Raw genomic sequence first — 21,233 nt, forward strand, 5'->3', positions numbered from 1 at the left:
TGGTTCGGGCGGCGTTAATGCAAGTGGCCGCGGCGCGGCGCCTGGGGGGCGTCGCGGCCGCGGCCACTTGGGGGTGCTGGTTACTTGCGCTTCAGGATGATGGTCCACATCGCGGCGCGGCTGGGGGCGTTGGTGGTGGCCTTCTTGCTCCCGTAGGTGCCGGTGGGGACCCCGCCGTTGCTGTCGGCGATCAGGCTCGTGATGCGCCCGCCGCCGGAACCGATGCCCGTGCCGCGGGTCTCGACTCCCGCCGGCGCCGTCCAGGACGTCGTGCTGGACGACTTGTCGCCCCAGTACGTGATCGCCCAGGCGCCCGCCGCGGTGACGTCGGTGTCCGGGCTGGTGTGCTCGGTGCCGGAGTCGTCGTCGGTGTCCTTGGCGACCTTCGCGACCGGGTCGGTGGTGTCGGTTCCCGCGTAGGCCACCAGCCGGATGTCGGCCTTGGTGAAGGCGCTCAACCCGATGTCGACCTGCGTGCCGGCGTCACCGGCCTGCGCGACCCGCTTCCACAGGACGGACGTCACGCTGCCCGCGTTCTGCTCGTCCACCTTCGTCCAGCCGGACGGCGGTGCCGTCATCGACGCGTCGCTGCTGTTGTAGGTCAGCACCATGATCATGCCGTCGCCCGCCTGGACGGACGCCGGGACCGTGGCGTGCGCGGTCTTGACGTTGGCGTTTCCGCCGGCACCGCCCCGGTAGACGATGTTCGCCAGGTTCGGCGCGACCGTCACCGTCTGAGCCTTGGTGTCCTTGGCGCCCTGGTCGTCGGTCACCGTCAGCTTGACCGTGTAGGTGCCGGCCGCGGCGTAGGTGTGCTCCGGCGTGGCGCCGGTGGCGGCCGCGCCGTTGCCGAAGTCCCACTTGTAGGCGGTGACCGAGCCGTCGGGGTCGGACGAGCCCGACCCGTCGAACGCGCACTGCATGCTCTCGCAGCTGCGGGTGAACGCGGCCTGCGGGGCCTCGTTCGTCGCCGCCGAGTCGCCCTGCGCCAGGATGATGGTCCACATCGCGGCGCGGCTGGCGGCGTCGGTGGTGGCCTTCTTGCTCCCGTAGGCGCCGGTCGGGACCGAGCCGTTGCTGTCGGCGATCAGGCTCGTGATGCGCCCGCCGCCGGAACCGATGCCCGTGCCGCGCGTCTCCACGCCCGCCGGCGCCGTCCAGGACGTCGTGCTGGACGACTTGTCGCCCCAGTACGTGACCGCCCACGATCCGGCCGAGCCGACCTGCGCGTTCGGGCTGGTGTGCTCGGTGACCGCGTCGGCGTCGCCGCCCTTGGCGACCGCGGCGACCGGGTCGGTGGTGTTGGTGCCGTCGTAGGCCAGCAGCCGGATGTCGGCCTTGGTGAAGGCGCTCAACCCGATGTCGACCTGCGTGCCGGCGTCACCGGCCTGCGCGACCCGCTTCCACAGGACGGAGGTGGCGCTGCCGACGGTCTGCGTGTCGACCTGCGTCCAGCCCGGGGGCGGCGTGGTCATCGAGGCGCTGCCGCTGTTGTAGGTCAGCACCATGATCATGCCGTCGCCGGCCTGGACCGACGGCGGAACCGTGGCGGACGCCGTCTGGACGTTGGCGTTTCCGCCGCTGCCGCCGCGGTAGGCGATGCTCGCCTGGTCCGGCGCCACCGTGAGCGTCTGGGTCTTGGTGCCCTTGCCGCCGCGGTCGTCGGTCACCGTCAGCGTGACCGTGTACTCGCCGGCCTCGGTGTAGGTGTGCTGGGCCGTGGCGCCGGTGCCGTTCTGGCCGTCGCCGAAGTCCCACGCGTACGAGGCGATGGAACCGTCGGGGTCGGTCGAGCCTGCCGCGTCGAACGCGCATTCCAGCTTGTTGCAGTTGGCGGTGAACGCGGCCTGCGGCGCCGCGTTCGGCGTCCCGCTGAACAGGAACACCGTCCGGCCGCGCCAGTCGGCGCTGCTGACCTCGGTGGAGGCCCCGGAGGGGACGCCCGCGTCGGAGAACGCGACCCGGTACAGCCGCCCGTTGCCGTTGTTGACGTAGTAGAGGCTGCCGTCGTTGACGAACATGCCGCCGGAGGTGCTCCACGACATGCCGGGCAGGTTGTTCACGGCGGTGAACTCCTGGGCGCCGACGACGTTGCTCTCCGGGTTGAACGTCCGGTAGTAGAGCGCGGACTGGCCGCGGGTGTAGTAGATCCGGCCGTTGGCGAAGAACATGCCGGTGATGCTCGGGACCTGCGAATGCCAGGTCGTCATGCTGACGAGCTGGTCCGCGGTGTCGATCGCGGTGGGCGCGCCGAGCGTGGTGCCGTCGAACGTGCGGCGGTTGAACGTGCCGTTGGACCCGCCGTAGAACAGCTCACCGTTGACCATGAAGGCGCCGCGCGCGGACCGCCAGTCGACGCCCCCGGGGTCGTCGGCGACCTCGGCGCCGGCGGTGGTGCCGTCGAAGGTGCGGTGCCGCAGGTAGTTCTCCGCGCCGAGGCCGATGCCGCCGCCGGAGTAGACGTTGCCGGGCAGCGCGCCGGTGCTGTACGCCGGGACGGCCTTGCCGCCGGCGAGCGGGAACAGCGCGAGCTTCTGATGGAACTCGCCGCCGACGTTGTCGGTGTCGCTGCCGATCCACAGGCCCTCGTCGGTGGCGAGCATGTCGAACACGCCGACGCCCTTGTCGCGGCCGGGGTTCCAGCTGAACGGCAGGCCGCTGGCGGGGTCGAGCGCGACGATGCCCTCGCGGGACACGGCGCCCTGGCCGGGGCGGTCGCCGGCGAACGGGTTGTTGGCCCAGCGGAAGTGGCCGCCGGTGTAGACGGCGGTGTCGGTGATCTCGACGGCGTAGGTGGTGTCGCCGCCGGTGTAGTTCACCCAGGTGGGCTGCTGGCCGGCGCCGGTCGCGCCGCTCTCCCAGCGGGCCTGGGTGTCGCACAGCTTGGCGGAGCCGCCGTAGGCGCCGGTGGTGGTGACGACGAAGAACTTGCCGTCAGGGGAGAACTCGACGTCGCGCATGTAGGTGTCGAACGACTGCGAGCACTGGTCGCCGTAGCGGGTGGTGTCCCAGTTGGCGAGCTGCGCGGACGGCCCGGTGAGGTCGAGCATGACGATCTGGCGCCGGGTGCTGCCGAGGACGGAGCTGAAGTTGCCGACGCCGACGAGCTTCGAGCCGTCGGGGCTGATGTCCATCTTGTAGATCTGGGTGACGCCGTCACCGGTCTGCGTGCCGGAGAGGTCGATGTTCGCGAAGTCGTCGCGGGCGCCGGTGGTGGGGTTCAGCGTCGCGAGGCCGGCCCGCGGGGAGCCGCCCGCCGTGGCGAAAGTGCCGGCGACGTACAGCCGGCCGCCGGCGAAGCGCAGGTCGCGGACCCGGGCGTCCAGCTGCGGGTCGAAGGTGTCGATCGGCGCACCGGTCTGGGCGTTGAGCCGGGCGAGCACGAAGTGCCGGACGCCGTTGATCTCGCTGAAGTTGCCGCCGACGTAGACGGACTGGCCGTCGGGCGCGGGCAGCAGCACGCTGGCCTCGCCCTTGTTGAGGCTGGGCGTGAAGTTCGGGTCGATCGCGCCGGTGGCGGGGTCGAACGCGAACAGCCGGTTGCGGGTCAGGGTGGGCTTGTTCGCGCCCACTTCCTTGACCTGGGTGAAGGACCCGCCGACATAGATCTTGCCGCCGATCTTGACGATCGACTTGACGTCGCCGTCCACGACGTTCGGTGTGTAGTTCGCCGGATCGGCGTTGACGACGCGGCCGTGACCCGGCTCGGATCCGCGCTGATCGGCGTGCGCCGGGACGGCGACGGCGAAACTCGCCGTCAGCGTGCCCAGCGCGAGTGCGGCCCCCGCGGCCAGCGCCCCCCACCTGCGTCTGCCCATCGACCCCTCCGTGCCAAGTAGACGTAAAAACCGTATTGTGCGGCTAACGGCGTACAGCGCCGGGCAATCGTAGCGGCGCCCCGTTTGACCTGCTTCTTTGATCACTAACGTTTCGGTTTCAACTACCGAACGGGATCCGGTCCGGCCGGTCCGGTCATGCCTCGCAGCACCGCGGGACACGTCCGGCACGCCCAGCGGGTACGCTGCGCACCTCGGGAGGACGGTTCGCGGGCCTTACCGGACGACCGGAATCGGTGGCCGCAACCGGCCACGGCACGCCGCCGCCCCCTGCGGGCGGCCGTGCGTCCCGCATCGTGCGGCAACGCGTCCGGCGCGGTCCGCGCGTCCGGCGGAACACGGCGCGTCCAGGGGAACACGGTGCGTCCAGGAAACACGGCGCGTCCAGGGAACGGAGCGGTGATTGGCCGGGATGCGAGGGATCGCGGGGAGCACGCCTCTCGCGCCGCCGCGGCTGCTGCCGTGGCGGCTGCGGCCGGGCTGGCCGCTCAGCGTCGCGCTGCTCGGGTTCCCGGTGTGGTGGCTCCTCGGCCTGGCCAACGTGGTGCTGCTGCTCATCAGCGTGCCGATGGCCATGACGCTGTGGCGCCGCCGCGGCACCCTCGTCGCGCCCAGCGGGTTCGGCGCCTGGCTGTTCTTCCTGGTCTGGGTCGTGCTGGGCGTGCTCGTGCTGTGGGCGGACGCGCCGCTGGCCGAGCCCGGCGGCGGGTTCAGCCGGCTGCTCGTGTACGGCTACCGGCTCGCCTGGTACCTGTCGTTCACGATCGTGCTGCTCTACATCGGCAACATGAGCGAGCGGGAGCTGCCGTCCGGGAAGGTCGGCCGCCTGCTCGGCTACATGTTCATCGTGACGGCGATCGGCGGGATCGTCGGCTCGTTCTTCCCCTCGGTCCAGCTGACCTCGCCGGTGGAGATGGTGCTGCCGCAGGGCCTCGCCGACAACTCCTTCATCCGCGACATCGTGCACCCGAAGGTCGCCGACATCGAGTCGATCCTCGGCTTCGAGCAGTCGCGGCCGATGGCGCCGTTCGCCTACGCCAACACCTGGGGCGCCGCCTACGCCTTCTTCCTGCCCTACTTCCTGCTGACGTGGATCGTCCGGGCCAGGATGCGGCGCCGCGTCTTCGGGCTGGCCGTCCTCGTCGCGTCGCTGTGGCCGGTCGTGTACTCGCTGAACCGGGGCCTGTGGGGCGCGCTCGGCGCGATCGGGCTGTTCGGCGTCCTCAAGCTCCTGCAGGTGGGCGGGCCGCGGGTCATCGCCTGGACGGCCGGGCTGGCCGCCGCCGGCGCGATCTTCGTGGCGCTGTCGCCGCTGCCCGGCCTCGTCCAGGACCGGCTGGAGAACCCGCACAGCAACAACCGCCGCACGCTGCTCGCCGAGGAGACGACCCGCAGCGCCCTGATGGGCTCGCCGCTGGTCGGCTTCGGCTCGACCCGCAACGTGCAGGGCGACCTCGGCCAGGTCTCGGGCGGCGACCGGGTCGGCTGCAAGGCGTGCGGCTCGCCGCCGCTCGGCACCCAGGGCCACGTGTGGCTGCTCATCTTCGCCAACGGCATCGTCGGGACGATCGCGTTCTGCGCCTTCTTCGCCATCCGGTTCCTGCGGCACTGGCGGGACCGCGGCGCCTACTCGCTGGCGGGCTGCTGCGTGCTGATCGCCTGCACCCTTTTCATGATCACCTACGACATGGTGGAGGTTCCGCTGTACACGGTGATGATCGCGGTGGCCCTGATGTGGCGGGCCAGGCGGGACGCCCACGCCGCGCCGGTCCCGCGGCCGCGCGCCCAGGCGCTGACCGTCGAGGAGGCGCAGTGAGCGGGGACGACGCGCGCGCGGCCTGGACCGCCGCGGTCGCGGAGCTGTGGCCGGGCGCGGCCGTCGAGGCCGCCGGCCCCGGGGAGTCCGCCGGCGCGCGCCGGGAGCTGGCGTTCCTGCCGGACGCCCGCCATCCGCGGCTGCTCGTCCCGGCCGGCCTGCCCCGCGCCACGGCCACCGCGCTGCGCCGCTACAGCCACGACCTCGGCGTCAAGCAGCGCGCCTCGCGCGCCGCCACCGCCGCGGCCGTCCGCACCGGCCTGCCCGAGCGGACCCTGCGGGACCGGCTCCGCATCACCGGCGGCGGCCCCTCCGTCGAGGACCGGCTGGCCGAGCTGCTCGGCCGCCCCGTCGTCGTCAGCGTGGGCCTCGGCAGCGCGCGCGCCAACCGCAAGCCGATCCTGCACGTCATGTCGCCGCGCGGCGAGCCCGTCGCGTTCGTGAAGGTCGGCGACACCGGCACGGCCCGCGGCCTGCTGGCCGGGGAGGCCGAAGCCCTCGGCTACCTGGACGCGCACCTGGACCGGGCGCGGCTGCACGTCCCGAAGGCGCTGCACCACGGGACGTGGCGGAACCTCGACCTGCTCGTCCTGGAGCCGCTGCCCACCAGTGCGCTCGGCTGGCGCCCGCGCGGCCGGGCCCCCATCGCGCAGATGCGGGCGCTGTTCGAGGTCGGCGGCACCGAGCGGACGCCGCTGCGCGGCAGCGCCTACTGGGACGGCATGGCCGCGAGCCCCGCCGAGGTCGTCGACGAGTCGCGGCGCGCCGTGTTCGGCGAGGTCGTCGAGGGCGTCGGGAAGGCGCACGGCGACCTGCCCCTCGACTTCGGCGCCTGGCACGGCGACTGGACCCCGTGGAACATGGCCTGGCACCGCGGCGTGCTGCGGCTGTGGGACTGGGAGCGCTTCGCGCGCGGCGTCCCGAACGGCTTCGACCTGCTGCACTACCGGCTGCAGGAGGCGATGCGCACCGCGTCCGGGCCGCCCTACGCGGCCTGGCCGGACGGCGCCGCGGCCGCGCTCGGGCCGCTCGGCCTGACCGGCGTCGCCGCCGGCGCCACCGTCCGGCTCTACCTGCTGGAGCTGTGCCGCCGCTACCTGCTGGCCGCGCAGGAGCCGATCGGCGGCCCGCTGCGCGCCGACGCCGACCGGCTGCTCGACCTGCTGCACACCGACCTCGGGAGGATCTCGTGATCTCACGCCGCGACGCCCCCCAGTGGGTGAAGGAGGCCGGGCGGGCCGCGACCCGCGCCGGCGGGCGGCTGACGTCCGGCGCCCGGACGCTGCCGGACTTCCTCATGGTGGGCACCCAGCGCGGCGGCACGACCTCGCTGTTCCGGGCGCTGGCCGCGCACCCGGCGACCGTCCAGCCGAACTTCCACAAGGGCGTGCACTACTTCGACGTCAACTACCCGCGCGGGCTGTCCTGGTACCGGGGGCACTTCCCGGTCCGGTCGCTCGCCGAGCGCCGCGCCGCCGCCGCCCTCGCCGAGGCCGGCCTGGACGCAGCCGGCCTGGACGGGGCCGCGCCGATGGCGTTCGAGTCCGCCGGCTACTACATGCACCACCCGCTGGCGCCGGAGCGTATCGCCCGCGACCTGCCCGGCGTGAAGCTCATCGTGCTGCTGCGCGACCCGGTGGTGCGCGCCTACTCGGCGCACAAGCACGAACTGGCGCGCGGGTTCGAGACCGAGCCGTTCGAGCGGGCACTGGACCTGGAGGCCGAGCGGCTGGCCGGCGAGGTCGAGAAGATCAGGGCCGACCCGGCGTACGTGAGCCACGGCCACCGGCACCACTCCTACCTCGACCGCGGCCAGTACGCCGACCAGATCGAGCGGCTCTTCGAGCTGTTCGGCCGCGACCGGGTCCTGGTGCGGTACGCCGAGGACTTCTTCGCCGAGCCCGAGACCTGCTACGACTCCATCGTGGAGTTCCTCGGCCTGCCGCGCTGGCGGCCCGCGTCGTTCGAGCAGCACAACGCCCGGCCGGGATCCCCGCTGCCGGACGCCCTGCAGCGCCGCCTCGCCGGCCACTTCGCCCCCTACGACGACAAGCTCGCCGCCCTCCTCGGCGCCGAACCGGCGTGGCGGCGAGAAGGACGGCGATGACCCGGCGATGAACACGGCACGACGATGAACACGGCACCGCGATGAGGAAGCGCACCCTCGGCCCGTCCAGCGTGCAGGCGGAGCCGCCGCTCGCACCGGACTCGATCCCGGTCACCCGCTTCGCGGGCGCGGTCCGGCGGCACTTCGCGGCGCTGCTGATCGCGCTGCTGGCCGGCGGCGCGCTCGGCGCCGCGAAGATCGCGCTGACCCCGGCGACGTACACCGCGCGGATCTCGGTGCTGGCGCCGCCGGTGTCGCTGCACCCGGGGTACACGCCGGGACGGCCGCTGAACCCGAAGGAGCGCGAGCCCCGCGACACCACGATGGACACCGAGGCGCAGCTCGTCTGGTCGGAGGAGGTGCTGCGCCGGCTCGCCACGTTCCCCGGCTTCCACGCGCCGCGCGCGGAGCTGCGCGACCGCATCGACCTGGCGGTGCCGAACGCCACGCACGTGCTGACGATCGGGGTGCGGGCCGGGTCGCCGGAGGCGGCGCGCTCCGGGGCCCAGGCCGTCGCCGAGGCCTACCTCGATCTGCGGCAGCAGATCCTCGGCGGCGTCCAGCAGCGCAACCGCGAGTCGCTGGAGAAGTACCTCACCCTGCTGCACCGGCAGCTCAGGGCCCTGCCCGGCGACGACGACGACCTCAACCGCAGGACGGCCCGCACCCGCCGCCAGGAGATCATGAAGCAGATCAAGGAGGTGCAGAAGCAGATCTCCGGGCTGGAGAGCAAGGTCGTGCAGCCGGGCGAGGTGCTGCGCGGCGCCGAGCTGCCCGCCGGCCGCGACGACGCGGGCCGGGACGTCGCCCTCGCCGGCGGTATCGGCGTCGGCCTGCTCGGCTGGGTCGCCTTCGCCCTGCTCATCGACCGCCGGCCGCGGCGCATCCGGCGCCCCGCCGACGTCCGGCTGCACACCCAGCTGCCGATCATGGTGGAGTCGGCCGCGCTCGGCGGCGGGCACCGCGAGATCTGCCGGCGGCTGCGCAACCTCGTCTTCGACGCCGAGGCCACCACCGTCCTCGTCGCCGGCGTCCCCGCCGAGGCCGGGACGGCCGTCGCCTACGAACTGGCCGAGCTGTGCACCGAGGGCGGTTCGCCGACCACCGTGCTGCGGATCCGCAGGGACGGCGAGGAGCGCGATCCCGCGGACGCCGCGCGGCCGCGCGCCTTCGGCGTCCGGCTGGTCCGCAGCGACGACGACCGGCAGCTCACCCGCGCCGTCGACAAGGCGGGCCGCGAATCCCGCATCGTCGTCATCACCACGCCCGACATCAACGCCGCCGACACGATCAGCGCGGCCGCCGCCAGCGACCTCACCCTGGTCGTGGTGGAGCGCGGCCGGGCCCTGGACCGCGAGGTGGCGCGCGGCGTCCTCGCGCTCGACCAGTCCGCCAACCCGGCCCGCGGCATCGTGCTGACCAGGCAGAGCCCGGGCGTCCCCCTCCGCCGGGCCGCGAGTCCCGGCCCCGGCTCCCCACGAGGTTGAGATGAACGAAACCGGACCCGCGCCAAGCACGGATAAAGTCGTGACCAACTGTCCGTCCAGCACGACCCGGATCATTGAGGGGGATCGTCGTGGGAGCTGACCAGACGGCCGACCCGCAGCAGGGGCAGCTGCTGTCGCTGCTGCGGCGGTACGTGCCGCTGCTGATCCTGCTCGCCGTCGCCGGCGCGGCCGCCGGCGTCGCCGCGGCGCTCGTGCTGCCGGCGCCGTACCAGGCCACCGCGACCGTGCTGGTCAGCCCGCTGGAGGGCAACCCGTACTCGCCGGACGGCCGCGGCGACGACCTGGTCAACCTGCAGACCGAGGCCCAGCTGGTCACCACCGACCGGGTCGCCAAGATCGCCGCGCAGAAGCTCGGGCACGAGCCGGAGGGCGAGATCGCGGTCGCGGTCCCGCCGAACACGCAGGTGCTCAACCTGACCTACACGGCCACGAACTCGGCGAACGCCCGGGCCGGCGCGCAGGCGTTCGCCGACGCCTACCTGGCCTACCGGCAGCAGCGCGCGCAGGACGTGGTGAACAACCAGCTCACCAAGCTGAAGGCGCAGGCCGACAAGGTCCAGCGGCAGCTGCTGAAGACCAACCGGGAGATGGCCGCCACCGCCGGCGCCAAGCGCGCCACCCTCCAGCAGCGCGTCACCGCCTACACCAACCAGCTCGGCGTGATCGACGAGCAGGCCAACGACATCGGCAGCACCCCCATCAGCCCGGGCCAGGTCATCACCCCGGCCGGCGCGCCGGACGGCCCCGGCCAGATCCGCACCGCGGCGTTCGGGGCCGGCGGCCTGGTCGGCGGCGTCGTCATCGGGCTCGCCGTCGTGCTGCTGCGCGAGCGGCTGAACCAGCGGCTGCGCAACGCCGAGGCGATCGAGGCGATGGGCGTCCGCACCCTGTCCGCCATCCCGGCGGGCGGCCCGCCCGGCGACACCCTCGCCCTGGTCAGCGCACCCAAGAGCCCGGTCGGCGAGGCGTACCGGCGGCTGCGCGCCGCGGTCGTGGCGACGGCGCCGCAGACCCCCGTGGCACTGCTGGTCACCAGCGCCACCCCGGGCGGCAGCGCCCGGCTGGCCAGCGCCAACCTCGCGGTCTCGCTGGCGTTCGCCGGCGCCAAGACCATCATGATCGACGCGACCACCGAGGACGCCGACGTCAGCACGCTGTTCGGCGCCCGCCCCGGCGGCAAGGGCCTGTCGGACACGCTGCTCAGCGGCACCGACCCGGCGACACTGCTGATCCACACCGACTCGCAGCTGCGGCTGCTGCCGCGCGGCCCGCGCGCCCAGGAGGCCGCGCACCGGTTCAGCGGCCCGCGGATGCGCGAGACCGTGAAGGTGCTGCGCCGCCGCAGCGAGTACGTGGTCGTCAACGCCGCGAGCCTGCACGACGCGGACGCGCAGGCGCTGTGCACGTTCGTGGACGCGGTCGTCCTCGTCGCCAACCAGGGCGTGACGACCCGGGAGGAGCTCCGCCAGGCGTACGTGGAGGCCGAGCGCGCCGGCGTCACCGTGCTGGGCGCCCTGCTGGAGCCGCCGGAGCAGCGCGGCGGACGCGCGCCGCGGCAGGGCCCGCCGGCGGCGCGGCAGCCCGGCGGGCCGGCGCCGGCCGGCCGGGGACGCGCCGCCGACCCCCGGGCCAGGGAGGCCCGCGCGGTCGAGTCCCGCGCCGGCGACCCGCGCGGCAGCGGCGAGCGGCACACCGCCTCCGAGGGCTCCCCCGCGTGGGCGGAGGAGCAGCCCGGCGACGGCGGGCGCGCCGACCGCGACGACGACAAGGGCTACTGGCCGGGGATGCCGCGCGACGAGGACGACCAGGACGCCGCCGAGTCCTCGACCGTGACCACGCAGGCACTGCCCCAGATCAAGCAGCCGCCGATGCCGGGCGACACCCTGCGGGCACCGGCCCGCCCGGGCTCCGGCGGGCGCGGCGCGCTGCCGCCGGGGACGCGGCGGCCGACTCCGCCGTCGCTGGACCCTCCGTCCGGCCCGGGCAAGCCCGTCGCGCCCAAGCCCGTCCCGCCGGCCGACGCCGCGCTGGGGACTGGAACCGAGCCGGCCGGGCAGTCCGGGCAGGCAGGGCAGTCCGATGCCGCCGAGCAGACCGAGGCGGAGCAGGCGCTGGAGTCCGCCTCGACGCGGACCCAGGAGGACATCTCCAAGTACATGCCGCCCGAGCTGCCGGACGACCCCGCCGACGGCCCGCCGCCGTCCGGCGACGTCACGCCCCGCTACGGCAAGGCCGCCCACAAGGCCGGGCGGCATGCCGGCTCCTGAACCCGCCCCGGCCGGCGGCCCCAATCTGAACAGGCTGGCCAGAGGCGGCGCCCTCAACCTGGTGGGCGCCGCCGTCGCCGGCGTCCAGGGGCTCGCGCTGGTCTTCCTCGTCGCGCACCTGTACTCGCAGCGCATCGCGGGCACGTTCTTCGCCGCGACGTCGCTGTTCATCATCCTGCAGGCGGTGTCGGGCCTCGGCACCGACGCGGGCCTGCTGCGCTGGCTGCCCCGCTATCTCGCGCTCGGCGACCGGGCCGCGGCGCGCCGCACGGTACCGGTCGCGCTGGTCCCGGTCGCGGCGACGGCGGCGCTCGCCGCGCTCGTCCTCGCCGCCACCGCCCCGTGGACGGCGGGCCACATCGGCGCCGACGACCCGGGCCAGGCCGTGGACATGGTGCGGGCGCTGGCGCTGTTCCTGCCGCTGGCCGGCGCGCACGACGCGCTGCTGGCGGCGACGCGCGGCCACGGCTCGATGCGGCCGACCGTCCTGGTCGACAAGATCCTGCGGCAGACGCTGCAGGTCGCCGGGGTGATCGCGGCGGCGGTCCTGTCCGACGACGCGGTCTGGCTCGCGCTGGCCTGGGCGGCACCGTACCTGCCCTGCCTGGTCCTGGCGGCGCTGTGGTACCGGAAGATCAGCCGCGCGGGCCGCGCCGCCGCACCCGCGCCCACCGCCGCGCCCGCCACCGCGCCCGCCGCCGCGCCCGCCACCGGGCTGCGTCCGCTGGTGGGCGACTTCTGGCGGTTCACCGCGCCGCGCGCGTTCGCGCAGATCTGCCAGACGGCGTTCCAGCGCGCCGACATCGTGCTGGTCGCCGCGCTCAGCTCGCCGCGCGAGGCGGCCGTCTACACCGCCGCCACCCGGTTCATCGTGATCAGCCAGCTCGCCACCCAGGCGGTGCAGAACGTCATGCAGCCCGCGGTGAGCCGGCTGATGGCCCTCGCCGACCGGGCCGGCGCGCAGCGCGTCTTCGCCGTCTGCGCGTCCTGGAACCTCGCGCTCGCCTGGCCGGTGCACCTGTCCATCGCGGTCGGCGCGCCGGTGTACGTCGGCTCGTTCGGCGACGGCTACCGCGGGACGGGCGAGGTCGTCACCGTGATCCTGGCGATGGCGATGCTGGTGGCGACCGCGACCGGCGCCCGCGACGTGATGCTGCTGATGGCCGGCCGCAGCGGGCTGAGCCTGGTCAACCAGAGCACCGCGCTCGGCGTGAACCTGGTGCTGAACGTGCTGCTGATCCCGCCGTTCGGGATCGCGGGCGCGGCGGCGGCGCGGGCCTGCGCGCTGCTCGTCCGGACGCTGCTCGCCCTCGTCCAGGTCCGCCGGATCCTCGGGATGTCCCCGGCGAGCGCCGGGCTGTTCTGGGCGGGCGGCTCGGCGCTGCTGAGCTTCGCCGCGATCCCGCTGGCCGTCCGGTTCGCGGCCGGCTCGAGCCCCCTCGCGCTGGCCTGCGGCCTGGTGCCCGGCGCCATCCTGTACTTTGCCCTACTCTGGGTCGGTCGCGAGCGGCTGTCCCTCACCGCGTTCGCCTCCCTGCTGCCGGGGCGGCGAGGCCGCGCCGCACCCGGGCCCGCGGGCGCCACCGCGCCGCCGGCCCCCGGCACGCCGACGATGGAAACGACGCCGCCGCAAGCGCCGGCGGACACGACACCTGCCAGGAGCATGCATGCCCACGGGAATTGACCAAGTACGCCGCAAGTCCCGCGCGGTGCTGCGCAAGAGCGGCCTCGCGCCGAGCGGCCCGGTGTACGGGCGGCTGGTCGACGCCGGGCGCTCCCTGCCGATCCCGGCCGCGGCGCGCGTCGCGGTGTCCACCGCCGTGCTGCGCCGCCCGTGGAAGGTGCCCGTCCGGTTCGACCAGCTCCTCGTGGGCGCGCAGGGCGGCTGGACCGCCCGCGAGTTCGCCGACCGGACCGGCGACCTGCTGTGGCCGTCCACCCCGTTCCTGGACGGCCCGCACGTCGCCCTGCTCCGCCTCGCCGACGAGCACGGCGACCTGGCCGACGAGCAGATCCTCGACAGCGGCTACGGGCGGCTCGGGCTGCGCTGCATCGAGGCGGGCGGCACCTACTTCGGCGGCACCGACCCCGCCGGCGTCCTCGCGGCGGCCCGCGCGTTCATCGCCCGCCACCGCGGCGAGGAGGCGCCCGGCGGCGCGCCCCGGCCGCAGCAGAGCGGCCCGCAGGACCCGGTCCTCGTCGCGCCCGTCCGCGGCTCCGACCAGTACCAGATCCTCGACGGCCACCACCGCCTCGCGATCGCCGCGATGAGCGGCGCCGACGGCGCCAACGTCGTCGCCAAGTGGCTGCCCGTCACCACTCCCCTGCAGGACCTGCTGCTCAAGATGAGCTGGCTCGACGGAACCCACGAGCTGTACCAGCCGATCGACGCGCCCGAGCTGCGGTCCGGCTGGACGACCGTCCGGCAGTGCACCGACCGGCTCGCCAAGATGGACGCGTTCCTCGGCGAGCGCGGCATCACCGGCGGCCGCTACCTGGACGTCGCGAGCTGCTACGGCTGGTTCGTCGCCCAGCTGGCCGAGCGCGGCTTCGACGCCGAGGGCATCGAGCGCGACCCGCTCGCCGTCCCGCTCGGCCAGGCGATCTACGGGCTCCCGGACGGCGCCATCGCCACCGGCGACTGCGTGGAGTTCCTCGGCGGCCACGACGCCGGCCGCTGGGACGTGGTGTCGTGCTTCAGCCTCCTGCACCACTTCGTCCTCGGCCGGGGCTCCGTCGGCGCCGAGGAGCTGATCCGGCTCCTGGACCGCGCCACCGGCCGGGTGCTGTTCTTCGACACCGGGCAGGACAACGAGGCCTGGTTCGCCGAGTCGCTGCGCGGCTGGGACCCGCCGCGCGTCGCGCGGTTCCTGCGCGAGAACACCGGCTTCGACGAGATCATCGACCTCGGCCCCGACGAGGACGCCCGCCCGCCCTACGAGGACAACTACGCCAGGCACCTGTTCGCCTGCGTCCGCACGGCATGACGCCCGCGCGCCGCACCGCCGCCGCGCTGCTGGCCGTCCCGGCGGTGCTGACCGCCGCGTGCGGCGGGTCCGGGACCGCCGACGCGGCACCGCCGTCGTCCCCGCCGCCCGCCGCCGGGTCGGCGGGCACGGAGACCGGCGTGGTGTGGACGAGCGGCCTCAACGACCACGGCCAGCTCGGCCGCCCCGGCGACACCATCGACCTCAAGCTCGCCCCCGTCACCGGCGTGGGCGGGCAGGGCCGGCTGGACCGGGTGCGCGCCGTCGCCGGCGGCGGGCGGCACTCGCTGGCCGTCCTCGACGGCGGCAAGGTCGTCGCCTGGGGCGCCAACGACCACGGCCAGCTCGGCAACGGCACCCGGCACGACAGCCGCGTCCCCGTCCCCGTCCGGGCGCCGGACGGCCGCTCCGGCACGCTGGACGGCGTCGTCGCGATCAGCGCCAACAATGACTTCTCCATGGCGCTGCGCTCCGACGGCACGGTCGTGACCTGGGGCGACGGGTCGTCCGGGCAGCGCGGCACCGGCAAGCGGACCAGCCCGCGGGTGCCCACGACCGTGCGGGCGCCGGACGGCCGCAGGCCGCTCGGCGGTGTCGCCGCGATCGCCGCCGACGGCCACACCGAGCTGGTGCTGCGCCGCAACGGGCAGGTGCTCGCCTGGGGCGCCAACGACTACGGGATGGTCGGCGACGGCACCCGCCGGGACCGGGCCCTGCCGGTGCCGGTGCGCGGCCTGGACGGCGCCCGGCGGCTGGGCGGCGTGACCCGCATCGCGATCGGCGGGCAGCACGGCCTGGCGCTGCTGCGGGACGGGCGGCTCGCCTCCTGGGGCCACAACGACCTCGGCCAGCTCGGCGACGGATCGCGCCGCGACCGCCTCACCCCCGGCCTCGTGTCCGGCGTGGGCGGCAAGGGCGCCCTCGGCGGCGTCACGGGGATCAGCGCGGCGGAGAAGCACAACTACGCGCTGCGCAAGGACGGCACGGTCGTCGCCTGGGGCAACAACACGGCCGGGCAGCTCGGCGACCGGTCGGTGAAGCTCCGCGCCACCCCGGTCGCGGTCGCCGGCAGCCACGGCCCGAAGCTGCGCGGCGTCGCCCAGGTGTTCGCGGGCGAAGCCTACGGAGCCGCGATCCTCACCGACGGGACGCCGCTGACCTGGGGCGCGGGCGGCAGCGGCCAGCTCGGCTCCGGCAACAGGGTGCCCCGCAGCCGTCCCGGCACGGTGGTGATGGCGCACGGCACCGCACCGGACCGGGCCCTGTCGGCCGGCGCCGGCGAGCGCCACCTCATCCTGCTGATGAGCCCCTAGCCGCTCGCCGGAGGCTTGCCGATGAGCCCCTAGTCGTTCGCCGGGGGCTCCGGCGGCCTGGGGCCGTCCGCCGCAGGCGGCTGCTGGGCGGGCGGCTGCGGCGCGGGAGCACCCGACGCGGAACCTCCGGGCGCGGGAGTTCCGGACGCGGAGCCTCCAGGCGCGGGAGCTCCGGGCGCGGGAGTCCCAGGCGCGGGAGTTCCGGGGGCGGGCGCGGCGGACGCGGCGGCGCCGGCGGGTGCCGGAGTCGCGGAGCGGCGGCGCCACAGGAGGAACCCGGCTCCGGCCGCCGCGGCGACGACGACCAGGCCGCCGCCGCCGAGCAGGTACGGGGTCATCGAGCCGCCGTCGTCCTCCGGCGCGGCCTCGTAGCCCGCGGCCGGCGCGGTCGGCTGCGACTGCGCGAGCGTCTGCTCCTCCTGCTCCTGCTGCTGCTTCGTGGACTCCGGGGCCGGCTTGCCGTTGTTGCCGGGCTTGCCGGGCTCCGGCGGCGCGTACTTCGACTCCGGCAGCGTCTGGACGAACTTCAGCAGCGCCAGGTCGGGCTTGCCCTTGCTGCCCTGCACGGCCCGGGTGTAGACGGCCTTCACCCGGCTCTGCGGCAGCGCGTTGGACGACGCCCGGAGCTCGTTCCCGGCCAGCACCACGTAGGTGCCCTTGCGCTTCATCAGGCCGGGCAGCTGCCGCAGGACCTGCCCCGCGTCGTTGCCGGGCGGGAGGATCGCGATGAACACCGGCACCGACCGGCCCTGCGCGTGCCTGAGCAGCTCCTGCGCGCCGTCCGACTGGTAGTACTTGGCGCCGGAGTCGACGTAGTAACCGCTCTCGGTGATGCCCTCGGCGACCGCGTCGAGGTCGGTGCCCGCGAACGCGGGCGTGGCGGTCAGGGCGAGCGCCGGCGCCAGGCCCAGCGCCAGCGCCCCGGACGCGGCGAGGCGGCGGGAAGAGATGTTCACGGAGAGGCTCCTTCTAGGCACTGCGACGGGCCCGACAGTACCGGCGCGACATGGGGAAAGGTGGCGAAAGCCCAGGATTCGGCGCGGGTCGCGTCAGATGCCGCGGCCGCGGGTGTGCAGCGCCAGCAGGACGCGCTTCCCGGACACGACACCGGACGCGACGGCCAGCGCGAACGGGACGCGGCGCTCGGCCGGGTTGGCCTTCAGCGCCCGCGCCGACCAGCGGAGGGCGTCCTTGCGGCGGCCGACCGTCGCGCAGCCGAACGCCAGCTGGCCGTACACGCGCCCGGCGGCGCCCGGCTCCCGGCCGATCTCCGGGTAGTGCTCCAGGAACCACTCCAGCGCCGCCACCTTCGTCTCCCACGCCTGCGCGTAGTACGACGTCACTCCCCACAGGACGCGGACGTAGGGCTCGTCCACGTTCACGACGGGGTGGCGGCGCGCGGCGCGCAGCGCGAGGTCCCAGTCCTCGCCCTGGCTGCCGGGGATCGTCTCGTCCACCATGCCGATCTCGATGAGCGGCTCGCGGCGCGCCACGTAGGTGGAGGAGTGGACGCTCATCATCCGGTCGCGGATCAGCGCGTCGTAGGTGACGCGTCCGGTTCCGGCCAGCCGGGGCAGCTCCCGCCCGTCGAAGTCGATGAGGATGCCGGAGCTGCACAGCACCGCGTCCGGCTCCCCTTCGAGCGCCTTCACCTGCGCGGCGAGCTTGCCGGGCAGCCACTGGTCGTCGTCGTCGCAGAACGCGACGAGGTCGGTGTCCAGCGCCAGGATGCCGGAGTTGCGGGCACCGGCCAGGCCCGGCTCCCGGGTGTTGGCGATGACCTCGACGCGGTCGCCGGCGAGCGAGGCGTCCGGTTCGGCGCGGTCGAAGACGACGATGGCGCGCACCTCGCCTTCGTAGTCCTGCGCGAGCACCGACTCCAGCGCGCGGCGCAGCAGCTCCGGCCGGTTGTGCGTCGGGAGGACGACGCCGACGGATGGGGGCATCGAGGGCCTGCCTTGGTCCGGGATTCGAGGGGATGGAGGGGCACGGGGCCGCGGGGCCGCGGGGCCCGGCGGCCCCGCGGCGCCCGGTCAGCGCGAGCCGAGGATCATGCCGGCGGCGACGGTGTTGCCGGTGGCCTCGTCGATCAGGATGAAGCCGCCGGTGAGGCGGTTGCGGGCGTAGTCGTCCACGAACAGCGGATGGGTGACGCGCAGCGAGACGCGGCCGATCTCGTTCAGGCCGAGCGACTCCGCCTGCTCGTCGCGGTGCAGCGTGTTGACGTCCAGCCGGTAGTGCAGGGCTTTCACCACCGTCTTCGCGGTGCGGGTCGTGTGCTTGATGACCAGCTTGGAGCGCGGGGCCAGGGTGCGGTCCGGGGTCATCCAGCAGACCATCGCGTCGAGGTCCTGCGCGACCTCGGGGCGGTTGTTCGGCCGCGCGATCATGTCGCCGCGGGAGATGTCGATGTCGTCGGCGAGGCGCAGGGTGACCGACATCGGTGCGAACGCCGCGGCCACCGGACCGGACGGGCCGTCGATGTGGGTGATCGTCGTGGTCAGCCCGGACGGCAGGTGCACGACCTCGTCGCCCGGCTTCAGCACGCCGCCCGCGACCTGCCCCGCGTAGCCGCGGTAGTCGTGCAGCTCGGGGTCGGTCGAGGCGTGCGGCCGGATCACGTACTGCACCGGGAACCGCACGTCGATCAGGTTCCGGTCGGACGCGATGTGGACGTGCTCCAGGTGGTGCAGCAGCGACGAGCCCTCGTACCACGGCATGTTCACGCTGCGCTCGACGACGTTGTCGCCGTGCAGGGCGGAGATGGGCACGAACGTCAGGTCGGTGACGTCCAGCTTGGACGCGAACGCGGTGAACTCGTCCACGATCCGCTCGTAGACGGCCCGGTCGTAGTCGACGAGGTCCATCTTGTTGACCGCCACGACCAGGTGCGGGACCTGCAGCAGCGTCGTCAGGAACGCGTGCCGCCGCGACTGCTCCAGGATGCCCTTGCGGGCGTCCACCAGGATGATCGCCAGGTCGGCGGTCGACGCGCCCGTCACCATGTTCCGGGTGTACTGGATGTGCCCCGGCGTGTCCGCGATGATGAACTTGCGGCGCGGCGTCGCGAAGTAGCGGTACGCGACGTCGATCGTGATGCCCTGCTCCCGCTCGGCGCGCAGGCCGTCGGTCAGCAGCGCGAGGTTGGTGTACTCCTCGCCGCGCTCGGTGCTGGTGCGCTCCACCGACTCCAGCTGGTCCTCGAAGATGGACTTGGAGTCGAACAGCAGCCGGCCGATCAGGGTCGACTTGCCGTCGTCGACGCTGCCGGCGGTGGCGAACCGCAGCAGGTCCATCGGCTTGCCCGCGGGCTCCTCGTTCCCGGCCATCAGAAGTAGCCCTCCTTCTTGCGGTCCTCCATCGCGGCCTCACTGGTCCGGTCATCGGCGCGGGTCTGGCCGCGCTCGGTGATCCGGGTCGCCGCGATCTCCTCGATCACCTCGTCCAGCGTCGCCGCCGCCGACTTCACCGCGCCCGTGCAGGACGCGTCGCCGACCGTCCGGTACCGGACCGTCGCCTCGAACTCCGGCTCGTCGTCGCCGCGGTGCGCGAAGCCCGTCTCGGCGTCCAGCAGCAGCCCGTCGCGCTCGAACACGCGGCGGGTGTGCGCGAAGTAGATCGAGGGGAGGGCGATGCCCTCCCGGCGGACGTAGTCCCAGATGTCGAGCTCCGTCCAGTTCGACAGCGGGAACACCCGGACGTGCTCGCCCTGCTCGATCCTCGTGTTGAACAGGTTCCACAGCTCCGGGCGCTGGTTCTTCGGGTCCCACTGGCCGAACTCGTCGCGGAAGGACACCACCCGCTCCTTGGCGCGGGCCTTCTCCTCGTCGCGCCGCGCCCCGCCGAACGCCGCGTCGAACCGGTGCTCCTCGATCGCGTCCAGCAGCGGCACGATCTGCAGCCGGTTCCGGGACGCGCGGCGGCCCTTCTGCTCGGCCACCCGGCCGCTGTCGATCGCGTCCTGCACCGACGCCACCACCAGCCGGACGCCGAGCTCACCGACCCGCCGGTCGCGGAACTCGATCACCTCGGGGAAGTTGTGCCCGGTGTCGACGTGCATCACCGGGAACGGGACCGGCGCCGGCCAGAACGCCTTCTCGGCCAGCCGGAGCATCACCAGGCTGTCCTTGCCGCCCGAGAACAGCAGCACCGGCCGCTCGAACTCGGCCGCCACCTCCCGGAATATGTGAATCGACTCGGCTTCGAGGACGTCCAACTGCGACAGCAGATAATCGGAACGCTGCATGGTCTGGGGCTCTCTCCACGCTGGTCTGGCAGATGCAACCGATGGTCACGGGACGGGGTGTCCCACCGGGTCGAACCGCGGCCCGCCGCGATTCACTCCCGGATCAGTCGGGCAGTGCGCCGCTCGGCGCCTCCCCGCGGGGGGACGACCCCCCGTACCCCTCGGTGAGGAGGGGTGCGATGCCGGACAGCAGCATCGACGCCGACACGGGATGGCACACCAGGATATCCGGGAGCCGCGGGTCCTCCCGGTTGTACTCCAGCGGCGACCCGTCGACGCGGGACGCGTGCGCCCCCGCACCGAGCGCCACCGCCGCCGGCGCCGCCGAATCCCACTCGTACTGGCCGCCCGCGTGCACGTACGCGTCGACCTCGCCGAGCAGCACCGCGGAGATCTTCGCCCCCGCCGACCCGATCGGCACCAGTTCCACGTCCACGTCGAGCCGGCCGGCGAGCCGCCGGACGAACTCGGGCGGGCGGGTGCGGCTCACCGCGATGCGGAGCTTGCCCGCGTCCGGCGCCGGGACGTGCAGCGGCACCTCGCGCGGCTGCGCCCGCACCGGGCCGGCCGTCACCGGGTCGGGGGCGCCCGCGTCCGTCCGGACGAGCGCGGCGCCGCCCGTCGCGTCCGTGCGCAGCGTCAGGCCCTGCGCCGGCAGCGCCACCGCGCCGGCGGCCAGCCGGCCCCGGCCGGACGCGTCCCGCTCCCACAGCGCCACGTGGACGGCCCAGTCGCGGCGGCCCTCCTCGGAGAACTCGCGGGTGCCGTCCAGCGGGTCGACGATCCACACCCGGCCGGCGGTGAGCCGCTCGGCGGTCGCGGTGTTGCGGGTCGGGGCGCGGTCGTCGCCCTCCGCCCGCTTCCCCGCCACCGAGGAGCGACCCTCCTCCGACAGGACGGCGTCGCCGGGACAGCGCTCGGCCAGCGCCGCCATCAGGTACTCGTGGGCCCGCAGGTCGCCGGTGTCCTTCAGGACGCGCGCGTCCGCGAAGCCGACCTCGTCCCGAACGCCGAGCAGCAGCCGCCCCGCCGCACCGGCGAGCTCCGCCGCCAGCGCGTGGTCGTCCACATCCCTCATCCGCTGATCACATTCCCGACTCGAATGGTCTGTTCGGTCTACTTTCTCATGCCTACCCGAGCCGCCCCGATGCCC

14 protein-coding genes are annotated in these 21,233 nt (G+C 74.2%); 8 read left to right on the forward strand and 6 right to left on the reverse strand.

All coding sequences use genetic code 11. The features are described 5' to 3' along the window. Positions 1 to 80 precede the first annotated feature (80 nt). A complete protein-coding gene (locus ABZ806_RS22965) occupies positions 81 to 3,818 on the reverse strand; it encodes a PKD domain-containing protein (RefSeq protein ID WP_500219403.1) in 3,738 nt (1,245 codons plus the stop codon). A gap of 430 nt (positions 3,819 to 4,248) precedes the next feature. Between ABZ806_RS22965 and ABZ806_RS22970 the strand changes: the two genes are divergently transcribed. The 8 genes from ABZ806_RS22970 to ABZ806_RS23005 all read left to right on the forward strand — a co-directional run bounded on the left by ABZ806_RS22970 (position 4,249) and on the right by ABZ806_RS23005 (position 15,834). Then, positions 4,249 to 5,652 (forward strand): hypothetical protein, encoded by a 1,404-nt coding sequence (locus tag ABZ806_RS22970; RefSeq protein ID WP_500219440.1) that lies wholly within the window; start codon positions 4,249 to 4,251, stop codon positions 5,650 to 5,652. Continuing rightward, on the forward strand, positions 5,649 to 6,845 hold the full coding sequence (locus ABZ806_RS22975; RefSeq protein WP_500219404.1) for a hypothetical protein: 1,197 nt from the start codon (positions 5,649 to 5,651) through the stop codon (positions 6,843 to 6,845). The genes ABZ806_RS22970 and ABZ806_RS22975 overlap by 4 nt, the downstream gene beginning before the upstream one ends. Continuing rightward, a complete protein-coding gene (locus tag ABZ806_RS22980) occupies positions 6,842 to 7,759 on the forward strand; it encodes a sulfotransferase domain-containing protein (RefSeq protein ID WP_500219405.1) in 918 nt (305 codons plus the stop codon). Before ABZ806_RS22975 ends, ABZ806_RS22980 begins: the two co-directional genes overlap by 4 nt. 41 nt (positions 7,760 to 7,800) lie before the next feature. Then, complete coding sequence (locus tag ABZ806_RS22985; RefSeq protein ID WP_500219406.1) at positions 7,801 to 9,246, forward strand: hypothetical protein; 1,446 nt, start codon at positions 7,801 to 7,803, stop codon at positions 9,244 to 9,246. A gap of 89 nt (positions 9,247 to 9,335) precedes the next feature. Beyond that, the gene (locus ABZ806_RS22990; RefSeq protein WP_500219407.1) at positions 9,336 to 11,534 is read left to right on the forward strand and encodes a polysaccharide biosynthesis tyrosine autokinase; all 2,199 of its coding nucleotides are present in this window, start codon (positions 9,336 to 9,338) and stop codon (positions 11,532 to 11,534) included. Beyond that, the gene (locus tag ABZ806_RS22995; protein WP_500219408.1) at positions 11,521 to 13,218 is read left to right on the forward strand and encodes a lipopolysaccharide biosynthesis protein; all 1,698 of its coding nucleotides are present in this window, start codon (positions 11,521 to 11,523) and stop codon (positions 13,216 to 13,218) included. Before ABZ806_RS22990 ends, ABZ806_RS22995 begins: the two co-directional genes overlap by 14 nt. Continuing rightward, entirely contained in the window at positions 13,202 to 14,521 is a 1,320-nt protein-coding gene (locus ABZ806_RS23000; RefSeq protein ID WP_500219409.1) for a ParB N-terminal domain-containing protein, read from the forward strand. Before ABZ806_RS22995 ends, ABZ806_RS23000 begins: the two co-directional genes overlap by 17 nt. Next, positions 14,518 to 15,834 (forward strand): RCC1 domain-containing protein, encoded by a 1,317-nt coding sequence (locus tag ABZ806_RS23005; protein ID WP_500219410.1) that lies wholly within the window; start codon positions 14,518 to 14,520, stop codon positions 15,832 to 15,834. The genes ABZ806_RS23000 and ABZ806_RS23005 overlap by 4 nt, the downstream gene beginning before the upstream one ends. Before the next feature lie 29 nt (positions 15,835 to 15,863). On the opposite strand, the gene ABZ806_RS23010 is transcribed toward ABZ806_RS23005, so the two are convergent. The 5 genes from ABZ806_RS23010 to ABZ806_RS23030 all read right to left on the reverse strand — a co-directional run bounded on the left by ABZ806_RS23010 (position 15,864) and on the right by ABZ806_RS23030 (position 21,158). Beyond that, positions 15,864 to 16,790 carry a hypothetical protein gene (locus ABZ806_RS23010; RefSeq protein ID WP_500219411.1) on the reverse strand — a complete coding sequence of 309 codons (927 nt, stop codon included), beginning with the start codon at positions 16,788 to 16,790 and terminating at the stop codon, positions 15,864 to 15,866. 93 nt (positions 16,791 to 16,883) lie between these two features. Then, the gene (locus tag ABZ806_RS23015) at positions 16,884 to 17,780 is read right to left on the reverse strand and encodes a glycosyltransferase family 2 protein (protein WP_500219412.1); all 897 of its coding nucleotides are present in this window, start codon (positions 17,778 to 17,780) and stop codon (positions 16,884 to 16,886) included. A gap of 87 nt (positions 17,781 to 17,867) precedes the next feature. Beyond that, the gene (locus ABZ806_RS23020) at positions 17,868 to 19,130 is read right to left on the reverse strand and encodes a sulfate adenylyltransferase subunit 1 (protein ID WP_500219441.1); all 1,263 of its coding nucleotides are present in this window, start codon (positions 19,128 to 19,130) and stop codon (positions 17,868 to 17,870) included. 32 nt (positions 19,131 to 19,162) lie between these two features. Next, positions 19,163 to 20,080: a sulfate adenylyltransferase subunit CysD gene (gene cysD / locus ABZ806_RS23025; RefSeq protein ID WP_500219413.1), complete on the reverse strand. Its 918-nt coding sequence runs from the start codon at positions 20,078 to 20,080 to the stop codon at positions 19,163 to 19,165. Positions 20,081 to 20,183: 103 nt separating this feature from the next. Continuing rightward, positions 20,184 to 21,158 (reverse strand): inositol monophosphatase family protein, encoded by a 975-nt coding sequence (locus ABZ806_RS23030; protein WP_500219414.1) that lies wholly within the window; start codon positions 21,156 to 21,158, stop codon positions 20,184 to 20,186. Positions 21,159 to 21,233: the final 75 nt, after the last annotated feature.

Origin of the sequence: Spirillospora sp. NPDC047418, from assembly GCF_040643275.1 — a bacterium.
Taxonomy (GTDB): Bacteria; Actinomycetota; Actinomycetes; order Streptosporangiales; family Streptosporangiaceae; genus Spirillospora.

What these genes read in the sequence shown, in the direction of transcription:
- ABZ806_RS23015 (WP_500219412.1), bottom strand. Translation starts at nt 17,780, where the DNA reads ATGCCCCCATCCGTCGGCGTCGTCCTCCCGACGCACAACCGGCCGGAG.
- ABZ806_RS23030 (WP_500219414.1), bottom strand. Translation starts at nt 21,158, where the DNA reads ATGAGGGATGTGGACGACCACGCGCTGGCGGCGGAGCTCGCCGGTGCG.
- ABZ806_RS22995 (WP_500219408.1), top strand. Translation starts at nt 11,521, where the DNA reads ATGCCGGCTCCTGAACCCGCCCCGGCCGGCGGCCCCAATCTGAACAGG.
- ABZ806_RS23020 (WP_500219441.1), bottom strand. Translation starts at nt 19,130, where the DNA reads ATGGACCTGCTGCGGTTCGCCACCGCCGGCAGCGTCGACGACGGCAAG.
- ABZ806_RS23005 (WP_500219410.1), top strand. Translation starts at nt 14,518, where the DNA reads ATGACGCCCGCGCGCCGCACCGCCGCCGCGCTGCTGGCCGTCCCGGCG.
- ABZ806_RS22985 (WP_500219406.1), top strand. Translation starts at nt 7,801, where the DNA reads ATGAGGAAGCGCACCCTCGGCCCGTCCAGCGTGCAGGCGGAGCCGCCG.
- ABZ806_RS22970 (WP_500219440.1), top strand. Translation starts at nt 4,249, where the DNA reads ATGCGAGGGATCGCGGGGAGCACGCCTCTCGCGCCGCCGCGGCTGCTG.
- cysD (WP_500219413.1), bottom strand. Translation starts at nt 20,080, where the DNA reads ATGCAGCGTTCCGATTATCTGCTGTCGCAGTTGGACGTCCTCGAAGCC.
- ABZ806_RS23000 (WP_500219409.1), top strand. Translation starts at nt 13,202, where the DNA reads ATGCCCACGGGAATTGACCAAGTACGCCGCAAGTCCCGCGCGGTGCTG.
- ABZ806_RS22965 (WP_500219403.1), bottom strand. Translation starts at nt 3,818, where the DNA reads ATGGGCAGACGCAGGTGGGGGGCGCTGGCCGCGGGGGCCGCACTCGCG.